The sequence below is a fragment of the Roseovarius sp. genome (assembly GCF_048262375.1).
GTDB lineage: Bacteria > Pseudomonadota > Alphaproteobacteria > Rhodobacterales > Rhodobacteraceae > Roseovarius.
Genome location: NZ_JBLXFE010000009.1, coordinates 13,525 through 28,082 on the forward strand (window position 1 = coordinate 13,525; position 14,558 = coordinate 28,082).

Annotated in this window: 14 protein-coding genes; 13 read left to right on the plus strand and 1 reads right to left on the minus strand. The window is 62.3% G+C overall.

The features are described from left to right. Positions 1 to 53 precede the first annotated feature (53 nt). The 5 genes from ACN0SW_RS11415 to queF all read left to right on the plus strand — a co-directional run bounded on the left by ACN0SW_RS11415 (position 54) and on the right by queF (position 3,869). Positions 54 to 1,532, plus strand: a complete 1,479-nt coding sequence (locus ACN0SW_RS11415; protein WP_417728056.1) for a class I adenylate-forming enzyme family protein — start codon at positions 54 to 56, stop codon at positions 1,530 to 1,532. 87 nt (positions 1,533 to 1,619) lie between these two features. After that, the gene (gene queC, locus ACN0SW_RS11420) at positions 1,620 to 2,318 is read left to right on the plus strand and encodes a 7-cyano-7-deazaguanine synthase QueC (protein ID WP_417728057.1); all 699 of its coding nucleotides are present in this window, start codon (positions 1,620 to 1,622) and stop codon (positions 2,316 to 2,318) included. Beyond that, the gene (locus ACN0SW_RS11425; RefSeq protein ID WP_417728058.1) at positions 2,318 to 2,674 is read left to right on the plus strand and encodes a 6-pyruvoyl trahydropterin synthase family protein; all 357 of its coding nucleotides are present in this window, start codon (positions 2,318 to 2,320) and stop codon (positions 2,672 to 2,674) included. The genes queC and ACN0SW_RS11425 overlap by 1 nt, the downstream gene beginning before the upstream one ends. After that, positions 2,653 to 3,393 (plus strand): 7-carboxy-7-deazaguanine synthase QueE, encoded by a 741-nt coding sequence (gene queE, locus ACN0SW_RS11430; protein ID WP_417728059.1) that lies wholly within the window; start codon positions 2,653 to 2,655, stop codon positions 3,391 to 3,393. Before ACN0SW_RS11425 ends, queE begins: the two co-directional genes overlap by 22 nt. Positions 3,394 to 3,404: 11 nt before the next feature. Continuing rightward, the gene (gene queF, locus ACN0SW_RS11435; RefSeq protein ID WP_417728060.1) at positions 3,405 to 3,869 is read left to right on the plus strand and encodes a preQ(1) synthase; all 465 of its coding nucleotides are present in this window, start codon (positions 3,405 to 3,407) and stop codon (positions 3,867 to 3,869) included. 165 nt (positions 3,870 to 4,034) lie between these two features. On the opposite strand, the gene ACN0SW_RS11440 is transcribed toward queF, so the two are convergent. Beyond that, the gene (locus tag ACN0SW_RS11440) at positions 4,035 to 5,783 is read right to left on the minus strand and encodes a serine protease (RefSeq protein WP_417728061.1); all 1,749 of its coding nucleotides are present in this window, start codon (positions 5,781 to 5,783) and stop codon (positions 4,035 to 4,037) included. A 187-nt stretch (positions 5,784 to 5,970) separates the two neighbouring features. On the opposite strand from ACN0SW_RS11440, the gene ACN0SW_RS11445 reads away from it, so the two are divergent. The 8 genes from ACN0SW_RS11445 to ACN0SW_RS11480 all read left to right on the plus strand — a co-directional run bounded on the left by ACN0SW_RS11445 (position 5,971) and on the right by ACN0SW_RS11480 (position 14,510). Continuing rightward, positions 5,971 to 6,900 carry a glycine--tRNA ligase subunit alpha gene (locus ACN0SW_RS11445; RefSeq protein ID WP_417728062.1) on the plus strand — a complete coding sequence of 310 codons (930 nt, stop codon included), beginning with the start codon at positions 5,971 to 5,973 and terminating at the stop codon, positions 6,898 to 6,900. Next, positions 6,900 to 7,424, plus strand: coding sequence for a DUF6446 family protein (locus ACN0SW_RS11450; RefSeq protein ID WP_417728063.1), 525 nt, complete (start codon positions 6,900 to 6,902; stop codon positions 7,422 to 7,424). Before ACN0SW_RS11445 ends, ACN0SW_RS11450 begins: the two co-directional genes overlap by 1 nt. A gap of 3 nt (positions 7,425 to 7,427) precedes the next feature. Then, positions 7,428 to 9,686, plus strand: a complete 2,259-nt coding sequence (gene glyS, locus ACN0SW_RS11455; RefSeq protein ID WP_417728064.1) for a glycine--tRNA ligase subunit beta — start codon at positions 7,428 to 7,430, stop codon at positions 9,684 to 9,686. A gap of 195 nt (positions 9,687 to 9,881) precedes the next feature. Beyond that, positions 9,882 to 12,374: a putative PEP-binding protein gene (locus ACN0SW_RS11460; protein WP_417728187.1), complete on the plus strand. Its 2,493-nt coding sequence runs from the start codon at positions 9,882 to 9,884 to the stop codon at positions 12,372 to 12,374. Between the two features lie 163 nt (positions 12,375 to 12,537). Continuing rightward, positions 12,538 to 13,149 (plus strand): cell wall hydrolase, encoded by a 612-nt coding sequence (locus ACN0SW_RS11465; RefSeq protein WP_417728065.1) that lies wholly within the window; start codon positions 12,538 to 12,540, stop codon positions 13,147 to 13,149. Between the two features lie 127 nt (positions 13,150 to 13,276). Beyond that, positions 13,277 to 13,444: a 50S ribosomal protein L33 gene (rpmG, locus tag ACN0SW_RS11470; RefSeq protein ID WP_007799108.1), complete on the plus strand. Its 168-nt coding sequence runs from the start codon at positions 13,277 to 13,279 to the stop codon at positions 13,442 to 13,444. Positions 13,445 to 13,545: 101 nt separating this feature from the next. Further along, the gene (locus tag ACN0SW_RS11475; RefSeq protein WP_417728066.1) at positions 13,546 to 14,097 is read left to right on the plus strand and encodes a GNAT family N-acetyltransferase; all 552 of its coding nucleotides are present in this window, start codon (positions 13,546 to 13,548) and stop codon (positions 14,095 to 14,097) included. A gap of 35 nt (positions 14,098 to 14,132) precedes the next feature. After that, positions 14,133 to 14,510 carry a hypothetical protein gene (locus ACN0SW_RS11480; RefSeq protein ID WP_417728067.1) on the plus strand — a complete coding sequence of 126 codons (378 nt, stop codon included), beginning with the start codon at positions 14,133 to 14,135 and terminating at the stop codon, positions 14,508 to 14,510. Positions 14,511 to 14,558: the final 48 nt, after the last annotated feature.

A 14,558-nucleotide genomic window follows, 5' to 3' on the forward strand; every position in this document is an offset into this window, starting at 1 on the left:
GAATTGTGCTGTGTCTGCGTTGGTGGTTTGGTGGCGGTGGGGAGGACAGGGCAATGAACATCGGAATCTGGCTGGAGCGGGCGGCGCGGGCGTGGCCCGAGCGTGGAGCGCTCTGTGCAGGCGTTGCGCCGGTGGCGGATTATGCGGGGTTTGATCGCGCCGCCCGCGAGGTGGCGGGCGCACTCTTGGCACAGGGCGTGGCCCCCGGCGACCGGGTGGCGATTTTCATGGGCAATGCGCCCGAATATCTCTTGGCGCTCTATGGCATTTGGTATGCCGGGGCGGCCACTGTGCCGATCAATGCCAAGCTGCACGCGGCAGAGGCGGCGTGGATCATCGCGGATGCAGGTGTACGGGTGGTTCTGGCAGATGCGGCGCGGTGCGACGCCCTTGCCGAACAGGGCATTGCGGCGCAAGCGGTGACGCGCGACAAGGCCGTGGCAGAGGTGGCGACGCGGGCGCCGGGGGATCTGGCGTGGCTGTTTTACACCTCTGGCACCACCGGGCGGCCCAAGGGGGTACGGATCACGCACCGCATGCTGGTGGCGATGTCGCTCGCCTATCTGGCGGATGTGGACGAGGTGACGGGCGAGGATACCACGCTCTACAGTGCCCCCATGAGCCACGGTGCGGGGCTCTATGCGATGGTGCATGTGTTGCGCGGCGCGCGGCATGTTTGCCCCGCCTCGGGCGGGTTTGACGAGGCCGAAATCTTTGGTCTCGCGCGGCATTATGGCCGGGTGCATATGTTTGCGGCCCCGACCATGGTCAAGCGGTTGACGGCGCGGGCGCGTGTGAGCGGCGAGACCGGTGAGGGGCTGCGCAGCGTGGTCTATGCCGGGGGGCCGATGTATCTGGCCGATATTCTGGAGGCGGTTGAGGTCTTTGGCCCGGTGTTCCTGCAGATTTACGGGCAGGGGGAGTGCCCGATGGCAATCACCGCGCTTGGCCGCGACGATGTGGCGGACCGCACTCATCCGCGTTGGCGTGATCGGCTGGCCTCGGTCGGGCGGGCGCAATCGGTGGGCGAAGTGCGGATTGCAGATGAAACCGGGGCCGAGGTGCCATCTGGCGAGGTGGGCGAAATCCTTGTGCGCGGTGATGCGGTGATGCCGGGCTATTGGCAGAACGCGGCGGCCAGTGAAAAGGCGCTCAAAGGTGGCTGGCTCTGGACCGGGGATCTGGGCCGGATGGATACAGATGGCTATGTGACCTTGCAGGACCGGTCCAAGGATATGATTATCTCGGGTGGCAGCAATATCTATCCGCGTGAGGTGGAAGAAGTACTCTTGACCCATCCGTCGGTGATCGAGGCTGCGGTGGTGGGTATGCCGAATGCGGAATGGGGGGAGGTGGTGGTGGCCTTTGTCGTCTGCAATGGCGCGCTTGATGAGGTGGCGCTTGATACGCATTGCCTGAGCCAGATCGCGCGTTTCAAACGACCCAAGCGCTATGTTGCGGTGGCGGACCTGCCCAAGAACAACTATGGCAAGGTCCTCAAGACCGAATTGCGGGGGCGATTGGCTCCGTAGCGCCGCCTTGTTTTCGCCGCGCAAAGGCGTTAGATGCGCGGGGTCAAGCGGTCGCAGCCTACCCGCTTTAAAAAACAAGGATGAAAAATGAGGACGATTGTTATCTGCTCGGGCGGGCTCGATTCCGTATCGCTCGCCCATAGGGTCGCCGCCGAGCATGAATTGGCGGGGCTCCTGAGCTTTGATTACGGGCAACGCCATGTGAAGGAGGTGGAGTACGCCGCTGCTTGCGCGCGCCGATTGGACGTGCCGCATAAGGTGGTGGATATTCGCCAGATCGGGGCGGCGCTATCGGGATCGGCGCTGACCGATGACGTGGCGGTGCCGGACGGGCATTACGCCGAAGAAACCATGAAAATCACCATCGTGCCCAATCGCAATGCGATCATGCTGGCCATTGCCTTTGGCATGGCGGCGGCGGAAAAGGCCGACGCCGTGGCCACGGCGGTGCATGGCGGGGATCACTTCATCTACCCCGATTGCCGCCCCGGTTTCATCCATGCCTTTCAGGCGATGCAGGATGCGGCGCTGGAAGGCTATGCCGAGGTCACGCTCTACACGCCCTATTTGCAGGGCTCCAAGGGTGATATCGTCACCGATGGGGCCAAGCACGGTACGCCCTTTGCCGAAACATGGTCTTGCTACAAGGGCGGTGCGCGTCATTGCGGGCGCTGCGGCACCTGTGTCGAGCGGCGCGAGGCGTTTCATCTGGCGGGGGTGGTGGACCCCACCGACTATGAGGACCCGGATTTCTGGCTGGCGGCTGTGGCCGGGCGGGAGGCGTGATGTATAGGATCACCAAGGAGTTTCATTTTTCCGCCTCGCATCAATTGTTTGGTCTGCCGCTCGAGCATCAATGCGCGCGGTTGCATGGGCATAATTACGTTGTGGTGGTGGAACTGACCGCCGCCGAATTGAACGCGCATGGCTTTGTCCGCGACTACCTCGATCTGGGCGATTTGAAGCGGTATATTGATGACACGCTCGATCACCGGCATCTGAATGATGTGCTGGGCGATGACTGCGTCACTGCCGAGCGGATGGCTAAGCATTTTTACGACTGGTGCCGCGCGCGCTGGCCCGAGGTGACGGCGATCAAGGTCAGCGAGACGCCGAAAACATGGGCGGAGTACCGCCCGTGAGCGAGGCGATCCGCGTATCCGAAATCTTTGGTCCGACCATTCAGGGCGAGGGGGCCTTGATCGGTCAGCCTACGGTGTTCGTGCGCACCGGGGGGTGCGATTATCGCTGTAGCTGGTGCGACAGCCTGCACGCCGTCGATTCAGCCTATCGCGAGACATGGGCGCCGATGCGCGCCGAAGCGGTGATGAAAGAGGTGGCGCGGCTGTCAGGCGGGCGACCGATCATGGTGACGCTCTCGGGCGGCAATCCGGCGATTCAGCCTTTGGGCGCGTTGATCGGGATGGGTCATGCGCGCGGATATCGGTTCGCGATGGAAACCCAAGGTTCGGTCGCGCGCGACTGGTTTGCGGCGCTGGATATGCTGGTGCTCAGCCCCAAGCCGCCCTCGTCAGGGATGGTGGTGGATTGGGCGGTGTTCGGCGCGTGCATTGACGCGGCCAAGGGCGCGGCAACTGTTCTCAAGATCGTGGTGTTTGACGAGGCGGATTATCACTGGGCGCGGGAGGCTGCGGGGCGCTATCCGGGTCTGCCGGTCTATTTGCAACCGGGCAATCACACGCCGCCCCCGCCCGAGGATGATGCCGCAACCGTGGATCAGGACGGCATTGACGCGCGCATGCGCTGGTTGGTGGACCGGGTGACCGCCGACGGATGGTTTGACGCGAAGGTTTTGCCGCAACTGCATGTGATGCTCTGGGGCAACAAGCGCGGGGTGTGAAGGAGACAACGATGAGCGAGAATATTTACAAGGATCTTAAGCAACTGGGCGGGGAAACCCGCGTGCCGCAGAGCCCGGAAGAGGCAGTGTTGGAGCGGGTGGCCAATCCGCAGGCGGATGTGCTCTATAATGTGCGCTTCACCGCGCCCGAGTTTACCTCGCTCTGCCCGATGACCGGTCAGCCGGATTTCGCGCATCTGGTGATTGATTATGTGCCCGGCAAATGGCTGGTCGAGAGCAAGGCGCTCAAGCTTTACCTCACCAGTTTTCGCAACCATGGCGCGTTCCATGAGGATTGCACGATTTCGATTGCCCGGCGGTTGGCCGAATTTCTAGAGCCGGAGTGGCTGCGCATTGGTGGCTATTGGTATCCGCGCGGCGGCATTCCGATTGATGTGTTCTGGCAGACGGGGGCGATGCCTGAGGGGGTCTGGATTCCCGATCAGGGGGTGCCGCCCTATCGCGGTCGGGGATAAAAAACCGGAGCCTTAACCGTCAGAGCCAAGAGGTTTGGCCTGATCCGGGGCTGATCCGTGCGGAAAAGCCCCGAGAGACATGGATGTCCGGTTCGCGTTATGCAGACTGGAAAGCGCACGGGCCGGATGCGCCGATGTGGCGCGCGGCTCTTTTACGGGCGCGCGTTATTCCCAGCAACTGATCAGCACGGTCATGTCGCCTGCGCGGTCGGTCAGCGTCTCGGCCGGGATGCGGTCCTGTGCGGTTGTGGTGTGCGGGGTGATGCCGGCTTTGGCCAGCACCTCTTGGAGCGCGTTGTTGTTGGCGGCAAAGCTGACCTCTTGCGGCAGGGTGCGCCCGGTGTCGGCGCGCGCCAGCAGCATCCCCAGCACCGCGCCTCCGACATCAAGCAGCGGGCCACCGGCGTCTCCCTCAAGCGCGGCGAGCGTGAGGCGTTTGAGGTTGGGTTCGCCATTCAGCCCCTGCAAATCGGAGAGCTGGCCAAAAGTCAGCGTCGGCGCCCCGAGGATGCCGCCATAGGAATAGCCCGACACTGCCACATCGCTGAGCAGGCGCGGTGTGGTTTCCTGAAAGGTGGCGACGCGCAGCGGAGAAAGTGCCGTGCGCGGGCGCAGGATCGCCACCCCGAGGGCCGCGTCGGTCAAGATCACATCGGCCTGATAGCTCTCGTCAATTGTGATCCGACTGCATCCTTCAACCGCTTCGGCGGTGGTCAGCACCGCGCCACTCGTATCGACGTAGAACCCCGAGCGGGATTTCATCGGTTTGCGAATTTCCAGCCCTGAAATCAGGTCAATATCCTGCGCGCCGCTGCCCTCGCTTGGGTCAAGCGTGCCGGGCAGCCAGTCAAAGCTGTCCTGCATCCGTGCCAGCAGGCGCGTGCGGCGGGCCTCGTCACCGGCGGGCCAGATCATGGTAAAGCCCTTGATCTCTCCATCGCGCAGCCAGACCTGAGTGTGCGACACCTTTAACGCACTCTCGCCGATCAGGGTAAAGCTGTCGCTCTTGAGGCTGCGCGGTCCGGTCTCAGGCACGATTTCAAGCGTTTGCATGATTTCGTAGAGGCCGGCCAGCGTGGCGTGATCGCCCTCTTGGCTGATCAGAAGAACACGGGCGTCAATGTCGCCTATGGCATTGAAATGCGCAAAGGGCGGTTCGTATCGGTCAAGGCCGACCACGGCGGTGGGCAATTCCATGGCGATTCCTGTGGCATTGTCGCGCACCACCGCAAGCTTTAGCCCCTCAAACACGGCATTGTATTGACCCAGCAACTCCGCCCGCTGCCGGGTGGTGAGCACGCCGGTCGCCTCAAAACCGTTTTGTGTCTGCCAGCGCGCCATTGCGGCACGGGTGCCCTGTCCAAAGGCTGCGTCGATGGCCCCTTCATAGGTTCCGGCCCATTTCATCGCCTCCTGCAATTGGGCGCGGTCGTCACGGCTGAGCCGGCTCTCGCTCTCGCGTGCCTCGCGCGGGGTCTCGTCTGCGGGTTCCGGTTCTGTGGGCACGGGTGCGGGGTCAACGGCCACGATGGGCGGGCTATCAAGGGCGGGCACGACCGGCCCAGAGGGGCGGTCCAGCAGGTTCGCGCCAATCGGCCAGAACTGCTGCTGATAATCGCTGTTTTCAGCAATATAGCTGTCGCGCGCAATCACGCCCTCCGCGCGGTATACCTGCAAGACACGCTCGGCTTCGTCGCGCCGGTAGGGCCCAAGCGCGATAGCATACCAGCCCCGCCCAAGCGAGAATCCGTTCACATCCGCCAGTGTGGCAGCATAGCGGCGCGCGCTGGTCTGTGCCTCATTAAGACTGGGTTGGGCCTCGATTTGAACCCAAACGACAGCCTCCTCTTGTGCCCATGCCGCAGGTGCGACGATGAAAACCGCAAAAATGAACCCCAGAAATATACGCGCCATCAGATTCCCTAAGTCGTTTCCTGTAACGGTCATTCAGACCTTTTGGGCGTATTATCAAAATTGCCGGGCGATGCACTCGAAATATTTGGGTCGTGCCGGTGCGCCGGTGCGCCAAACGCCCGATTGACCCCGCCCCGCACCCGGCCTAGGTAGGGGCGGCAAATCAGGGGCGTCCCCGGGGGCAGGCATGAGCGACACGACTGAAAAACCGCGCAGCTTTCAGGAAATCATACTGCGGCTGCAAAGCTATTGGGCGGCGCAGGGCTGCGCGATGATGCAACCCTATGATATGGAAGTGGGCGCAGGCACCTTTCATCCCGCCACCACGTTGCGCTCTTTGGGATCAAAACCGTGGGCGGCGGCCTATGTGCAGCCGTCTCGCCGTCCCACGGATGGGCGCTATGGCGAGAACCCCAACCGCTTGCAGCATTATTACCAGTATCAGGTGCTGATCAAACCCAGCCCGCCGAATATGCAGGATCTCTATCTGGGTTCGCTCAGGGCGATCGGGATTGATATGGCACTGCATGACATCCGCTTTGTCGAGGATGACTGGGAAAGCCCGACCCTTGGCGCATGGGGTCTGGGATGGGAGGTTTGGTGCGACGGCATGGAAGTGAGCCAGTTCACCTATTTCCAGCAGGTTGGCGGGCATGACTGCGCGCCGGTTTCGGGAGAGCTGACCTATGGATTGGAACGGCTGGCGATGTATGTGCTGGGCATTGATCATGTGATGGACATGCCATTCAACGATCCCGCCGCGCCGATTGCGCTGAAATATGGCGATGTGTTCCGCCAGACCGAGGAAGAATACAGCCGCTGGAATTTCGATGTCGCCAACACCGAGGTTCTGTTGCGACATTTTGAAGAAGCCGAGGCCGAATGCGAGGCGATTCTGGCACAGGATGCCGTGGACCCCAAGACCGGCAAGCGGATCATCATGGCGCATCCCGCCTATGATCAATGCATCAAGGCCAGTCATCTGTTTAACCTGCTCGATGCGCGGGGCGTGATTTCCGTGACCGAGCGGCAGGCCTATATCGGCCGGGTGCGGGCGCTGGCCAAGAAATGCGCCGATGCCTTTGTGCAGACCGAGGCCGGGGGACAGGCGGCGTAATGGGCAAGATACTGGCAGGGGCGATCCTGATCACGGCAGTGGTGGCCGGCGCGGCCATGTATTACCTGCAGGTCTACCACTTTTACGAAGAAGTGGCCGTCGATGGCACCAATGATGTGGTGCTGACCTCGCTGGTTACGGGCATGCCGGAACCAGTGCTTTACGGCGATTTCCGCGCCATTGATGCCAACAGCAGCCCGATCCGCTATCGCGCCTGTTTCACCACCGCGATGAGCCATGCGATGTTGACAGAGACCTATGAAATCTATGAACGGGCCGAGCCGCTGACCGCCCCCACATGGTTCGAGTGCTACGACGCTCAAGCCATTGGCAAGGCACTGGAAGAGGGTCGCGCGTTGGCCTTTCTCGGGCAGCGCGACGTGATTTACGGCGTTGACCGCGTGGTCGCCATCACAGAGGACGGGCGGGGCTATGTCTGGCATCAGATCAACCGTTGCGGTGAGGTGGTGTTCGACGGACAACCCGCCCCCGCCGATTGCCCCGAACCGCCGCAAGGATACTGAACCATGCCCGACCTCCTGATCGAACTTTTCTCCGAGGAAATTCCGGCACGTATGCAGGCGAAAGCTGCCGAGGATTTGCGCCGAGGTCTGACCGATGCGCTGGTCGAGGCCGGGCTGACCTATGCGGGCGCTGCGGCGTATTCCACGCCCCGCCGTCTGGCGCTGACCGTGCAGGGCCTGAGCGCCCAGAGCCCGACCACCCGAGAGGAACGTAAAGGCCCGCGGGTTGATGCGCCGGAAAACGCCATTCAGGGCTTCTTGCGCGGTGCGGGGCTGACCCGTGATCAACTGGAAGTGCGCGACGAGAAAAAAGGGCAGGTCTATTTCGCCACCCTCACCCGCCCCGGTCGTGCGGCGGCGGAGATCGTGGCTGAGGAGTTCGAAAAGCTCATCCGTAATTTTCCATGGCCCAAGTCGATGCGCTGGGGTGCGGGCAACCTGCGCTGGGTGCGGCCTTTACAGTCTATCCTGTGCATTCTGAGCGATGAGGCGGGCGAGGTTCAGGTCGTTGATCTGGATGTCGACGGCATCCGCGCGGGCAACACGACCGAGGGGCACCGTTTCATGGGGGCGGGGCGGTTTGCGGTGTCATCCTTTGATGATTACCGTATCAAGTTGCGGCGTGCGCATGTCATTCTGGACGCAGACGAGCGGGCGCAACATATCTGGCAAGACGCTGGCAATCAGGCCTTTGCCTCTGGCTTGGAACTGGTTGAGGATCGCGGACTCTTGGCTGAGGTGGCGGGGCTGGTGGAATGGCCCGTGGTGCTGATGGGGCGGATTGACGCCGCGTTTCTGGGCCTGCCGCCAGAGGTGTTGCAGACCTCGATGAAGGAACATCAGAAGTTTTTCAGCGTCAGGAACCCCAAGACCGGTCGGATTGAGCGCTTTGTCACGGTTGCCAATGTCGAGACTGCCGATCAAGGGGCGACGATTTTGGCAGGCAATCAAAAGGTGCTGGCGGCGCGTCTGTCAGATGCGAAGTTCTTTTGGGAGAATGACCTGCGCACGGTGCAGGCAGGCGGGCTGGAGGGCATGGCCGAGGGGCTGGCCTCTGTCACCTTCCACAACAAGCTGGGGAGCCAAGCCGACCGGATCGACCGCATCTCGGCACTGGTGCGCGAAATCGCGCCGCAGGTGGGTGCGGATGCCGATCTGGCCGCGCAGGCCGCGCGTGTGGCCAAGGCCGATCTGCAATCTGCCATGGTCGGCGAATTCCCTGAATTGCAGGGATTGATGGGGCGCTATTACGCGCAGGCGGCGGGGCTGCCGGACGAGGTGGCGGCAGCCTGTGAGGAACATTACAAGCCGCTCGGGCCGGGCGACGCCGTGCCGAGCGCGCCGGTGTCGGTAGCGGTGGCGCTGGCTGACAAGATCGACACGCTGACGGGATTCTGGGCGATAAATGAAAAGCCCACGGGGTCGAAAGACCCCTATGCGCTGCGCCGCGCGGCGCTTGGGGTGATCCGCTTGGTGTTGGGGAATGGGGCGCGGTTGCCGCTGACAGGGGTGATCGACGCTCAACTCATGCGGCAAAAGATGAACCTCTACCGCAACAAGGCCACGAAAGGCGAGATCGACACATTGGAAGAGGTGTTGGGCGAGTTGGCGGAACAAGGGGTGTTTCGGGCCGCCTATCACGCGGTTCTTGATCGCTTGCAGGCCAACGGAGAACCCAAGGACCGCTGGGAGGGAACCATCGTGGCGCAGTTGGGACAGTCGGTTCCTGAGTTTTCGGCTGACCTCCTCGCCTTCTTCCACGACCGCCTCAAGGTGCATCTGAAGGATGAAGGCATCCGCCATGACGTGATCGACGCCTGTCTGGCGATGGGCGGGAATGACGATCTCACCCTTTTGGTCAAACGCGCCACGGCGCTCAGTGATTTCCTCAAAACCGACGATGGCGAGAACCTGTTGCAAGGCTTCAAGCGGGCCAACAACATTCTGACCCAAGCCGAGCAAAAGGACGGGGTGGAATATTCCTATGGCGCGGATGTGAAATTCGCGGAAACCGACGAGGAAAAGGCGCTCTTTGCCGCGCTTGCCACCGCCGAACCTGCGATTGCTGCCGCCCTCAAAGCCGAGGATTTCGCCGGGGCGATGGGCGCTATGGCGGGCTTGCGTGCGCCGATTGACGCCTTCTTTGAGGCTGTGCAGGTCAATGCAGAGTCGCAGGTTATCCGGCGCAATCGTCTGAACCTGTTGAGCAGTATTCGCCATATCTGCCTACAGGCGGCGGACCTGACCCGGATCGAGGGCTAGACCGCGCCATCCTCGGATTTGACCTGCGGATCTCCAACGGCAAGAGGTCCTCGGGTCAAGCCCGAGGGTGACACCTCATCCCCGTGATCCTTTCCCTTGCCTTGTCCGTCAGCGGGCGTATGGTGCGGGCAAAGGAAAGGTGCCGCAGTGCAGCAAGACGACAGCCATATCACCCTGATCACCCCCACGGCCCCGATGCATACCGAAACCCACGGGGGGCGGGCGAAATGCCTGCAACGCCTTGTGCGGTTGAATTTGCCGGTGCCGCGTACCATTGCGCTGTCGTTCGAGGCGGTGCACCGCATTGCCGCGGGCGAAGTGCCGGATATGGGGCGGTTTCTGGCGCCGTTTGGCGATGCGCCGCTGCTCTGTGTGCGGCCCTCGTCCGAGGACCCCGATTGGGGCGGTCCGGGGGCGGTGCTCAATATTGGCATTAATGACGCGCGCTTTGTCGAGTTGTCGGACAAAATTGGCAAGGAAGCGGCCTCGCATGTCTATCTGCGATTTGTACAAGCCTATGCGATCCATGTGGCGCGACTTGATCCCGATGTGTTCGAGGATGTCTCGCCCGATCCGGTGCTGGGGCTGACACAAGCGCTCAAGGCCTATGAGGACGAGGCCGAAGAGCCATTCCCCCAAGACCCCGGCAAGCAGTTGACCGAGGTGCTGCGCTCGATGGCGCGCGCTTGGGAGGGTACGACGGCGCGGCTCTTGCGTCAGGCCAAGGGCGCGCCTGCGGATGCGGGGTTGGGCCTTGTGGTGCAGGAGTTGGTGCTGGGGCTGGGGCAGGGGGAGTGCGGCTCTGGTGTCATGCAGCTTGTGAATGGGCAGACGGGCGCGCGCCAGATCATCGGGCGCTACCTGAGCCAGAGTCAGGGGCGCGACGCGCTGAGCGGTGGGGTGGATGCGATTTACCTCACCCGCGATCCGCGCGGACCGTCGCTGGAGGAATTGGCGCCTGAAGCCTTTGCCGAGATCAAGGCACATGCGACATTGATGCGGGCAAAGCTGCGCGAGGAAATGCAGGCCGAATTCACCATCGAGAATGGTCGGGTCTGGATTCTGGACGGGCTGCGGGTGGCACGCAACGGGCGTGCCGCAGTGCGGATTGCGGTGGCTATGGCCGAGGATGGCATCATCAGCCGTGACGAGGCGCTGATGCGAATCGAGCCGCGCGCGCTCAATGAATTGCTGCACCGTCAGGTGGACCCGAACGCCCCCCGTGACGTGCTGGCGCGCGGTATCGCCGCCAGTCCCGGCGCCGCCACGGGCCGGGTGGTGTTTTCCGCCGCCGAGGCGCAGGCCGGGCATTCGCGGGGCGAGGCCTGTATTCTGGTACGGCGTGAAACCAGCCCCGAGGATATTCGAGGCATGCATGCGGCCGTTGCGGTGCTGACTGAGCGTGGCGGCATGACCAGCCATGCGGCGGTCATTGGCCGCGGTATCGGCCTGCCCTGTGTTGTGGGAGCGTCGGATATTCATTTTCAGACCCGGCGCAAACAGTTGAGCATGCCCGATGGCCGGGTGGTCAAGGCGGGCGAGGTCATCACCATAGATGGCACCGGAGGGCTGGTGCTGGCCGGCGAGACCCCGCTGCTTGAGGCGGCGCGTGACGAGTCGTTCCAGACATTGATGAGCTGGGCGGATGACGTGCGCGACATTGCTGTGCGTGCCAATGCCGATACCCCCGCCGATGCCGAGGTGGCGCGCAATTTCAACGCGCGTGGCATCGGGCTTTGCCGTACCGAGCACATGTTCTTTAACACCGAGCGTTTGACGGTGATGCGCGAGATGATCTTTGCCGATGGCAGCACGGATCGCGCCGCCGTGCTGGAGCGGCTGTTGCCGATGCAGCGCGCCGATCTGGCGGATCTCTTTCGGATCATGCAGGGTCTGCCGGTCTGTATTCGACTGTTTGACCCGCCCTTGCATGAATTCCTGCCCACGGACCGGGCCGGGCATCTGCAACTGGCCGAGGCGCTTGATCTGCCGCTGTCGGATGTGACCCGGCGGGTCGAGGCGCTCAGCGAATATAATCCCATGCTGGGCATGCGCGGGGTGCGTCTGGGGATCACCGTGCCGGAAATCTACGACATGCAGGCGCGGGCGATCTTTGAGGCGACGCTGGAGGCCAGCCGTGAAGGCGCGCCGGTGGTGCCTGAGATTATGATCCCACTGGTCAGCGCCAAGCGCGAGGTCGAACTGGTCAAGACGCGGGTCGATGCGGTGGCGGCGGCGGTGCGCAATGAAACCGGCCGCGAGTTCACCTATCATCTGGGTGTGATGGTTGAAACGCCGCGTGCGGCGCTGCGTGCGGGCGAATTTGCGCCGCTGGTGTCCTTCCTCAGCTTTGGGACCAATGACCTTACGCAGATGACCTATGGTCTGTCGCGCGACGATGCGGGGCGGTTCATGTCGCAATATGTCAAGCAGGGCGTTTACCCCGAAGACCCATTTCATATGCTGGATGTCGATGGCGTGGGCGAGTTGCTGAAAATCGGGGCAGAGCGCGGTCGGGCTGCCAATCCGGACATCAGTCTTTCGATCTGTGGCGAGCATGGCGGAAACCCCGAATCAATCGCCTTTTGCCGCGATGCCGGTTTCAACTATGTTTCCTGTTCTCCGTTCCGCGTTCCGGTGGCGCGACTTGCTGCCGCACAGCTGACCGTCAAGGACAAGATGCGGTAGGAAACGCCGCTCTTCGCGCAACATCGGGCAATGTCGAGCGGTATTTTGCGACAGAAATAGCCATCGGCGGGAACCCGCCTGTGGCTTGGGTGGACGCAATCGCGGTTTTTGTCTATGCGGCGCGCATGCAGTGGACCATACGTCCACCCGCCTGGAGACTAAAATGAGACGGATTGCACTCGCTGCGGTACTCGCGGTGTTGGCAGGCCCAGTCCTGGCAGATACGCCGGTGACCCGATTGATGGATCAAGAAATGCGCGCGTTGCGTGCAATCTCTGGCGACCGAATGGCGAGCTATCTGAGCCGCCCCGAGACCGAGATCAGATATTCGAGCGCATGGCTCGATCAGCAAGACACCGCCGAAGGCGGAGCGCAATGGCGCTGTTTGGCTGAGGCGCTCTATTTTGAGGCACGTGGTGAGAGCGTCAAGGGACAGTTCGCCGTGGCCGAGGTGATCATGAACCGTGTGGATGATTCCAACTATCCCGATACGATCTGCGGTGTGATCCATCAGGGCACCGGCCGCAAATACCAGTGCCAGTTTACCTATACCTGCGACGGACATGCTGATGTGATCGCGGAACGCGAGGCATTCGAGACCGTTGGCAAGGTTGCCCGATTGATGGTCGATGGCGCGCCGCGCAGCCTGACCAGCGGTGCCACCCATTACCACACCCGTTCTGTCAGCCCCCGTTGGGCCCGGCAATTTCCGCGCACCGCCTCGATTGGGGTGCATCACTTCTACCGGCAACCGACGCGCCTGTCGTCGAACTGAGCACACGCAACAAGGAAATAGCTGACTTTCACGACAATCGCGGTTGACTCGGGCGCGCGCGTCGGTAAAAGGCAGGCTTCATGAGATATTCACGGGTGATCTGATTGCCCGGCGCAGGAGATAACCAATGGCGAAGCCGACGACCATCAAGATCCGTCTGAACTCGACCGCGGGCACGGGCCATTTTTACGTGACCAAGAAAAACGCACGCACCATGACCGAAAAGATGACCGTACGAAAGTACGATCCCGTGGTGCGCAAGCATGTCGAGTACAAGGAAGGCAAGATCAAGTAAGATCCCCTTTCAGACCAGACAGCCAAAGCCGCGCCAACCCGAGCGCGGCTTTTTCTTTTGGGCGCTCAGGTGGTCGGCGATTTACCGCAAGAGTATGTTCCATGTCCGAGTTTCTGATCCGCCCCATCTTTCCCGCCGACCATTCGGCGATCAATGATCTCATGCGTGCCGCCTATGCAGAGCATATGCGCAGCGCCTACCCCGAGGCATTGGTGCGCCAAGCGATGCCGATTCTGACGCGCAGCACACCTGCACAGTTGTTTGGCGGGCGGTATTATCTGATTGAAGTCGAAGATGAGGTGGTGGCGACCGCAGGATGGAGTGACATCAGCCCGTTTGGGCGGGCCTGCCCGCCCGGGCAGGCCCATCTGCGGCATCTGGCCGTTGCGCCAGAGTGGCAGGGGCGCGGCATGGCGCGTGCGTTGCTGGCGTATCTCTTGGCGGCGGCAGGGCGGTCAGGCGTACAGCGCCTGCACTGTCTGTGCCCATTGAATGCCGTGCCGTTCTGCGTGGCGGCGGGGTTTCAGTCTCTGGGGGAGGTGGTCCTTGACCTGTCGCATGAGGTGAGCCTGCCTGCGGCGCAGATGCGGTGTGACCTTGGGCGGGAAAATGCAACGCGGCCAGAGATATTAGAGGCTGGCGCGAGTCTTTGAGCTGTGGCAAGTTTTTTCTCGTTATGCGTGTTCCATTGAACCTTATCCCAAAGCTATTTGTGGTCTTCGCCTTTGCTGTGGCGATGGCCGCTGTGGGATTTGGACATCGTGGTTTCAACGCCCGTGCCATGGACCCGGCTTATATCGCCTTTGTCGCGGCGGGGGGCACGGCGCAGGATCTGTGCGAAGGTCATGAGGCGCTGGCATCCGGCGCGGGGCATTCAGAGCATCAGGCCGCTGGCGGCTGCGATGCCTGCCGTCTGGTGGATGCCGCGATGGTGCCCGCAGTTGAGCCGGCGGCTGATCCATGGTTGGCGCCACGCATGCTGGACCGGCACACTGAGGCATCCCAATCACTCCCACAGGGCAGAGGGCATCGTCTGGCCCAAGGTCGCGCGCCGCCGCGCGCCTGATTATCCAGAACCTTCCGCATTTCACCCTGTGCCCTCGGGAGTCAGAGG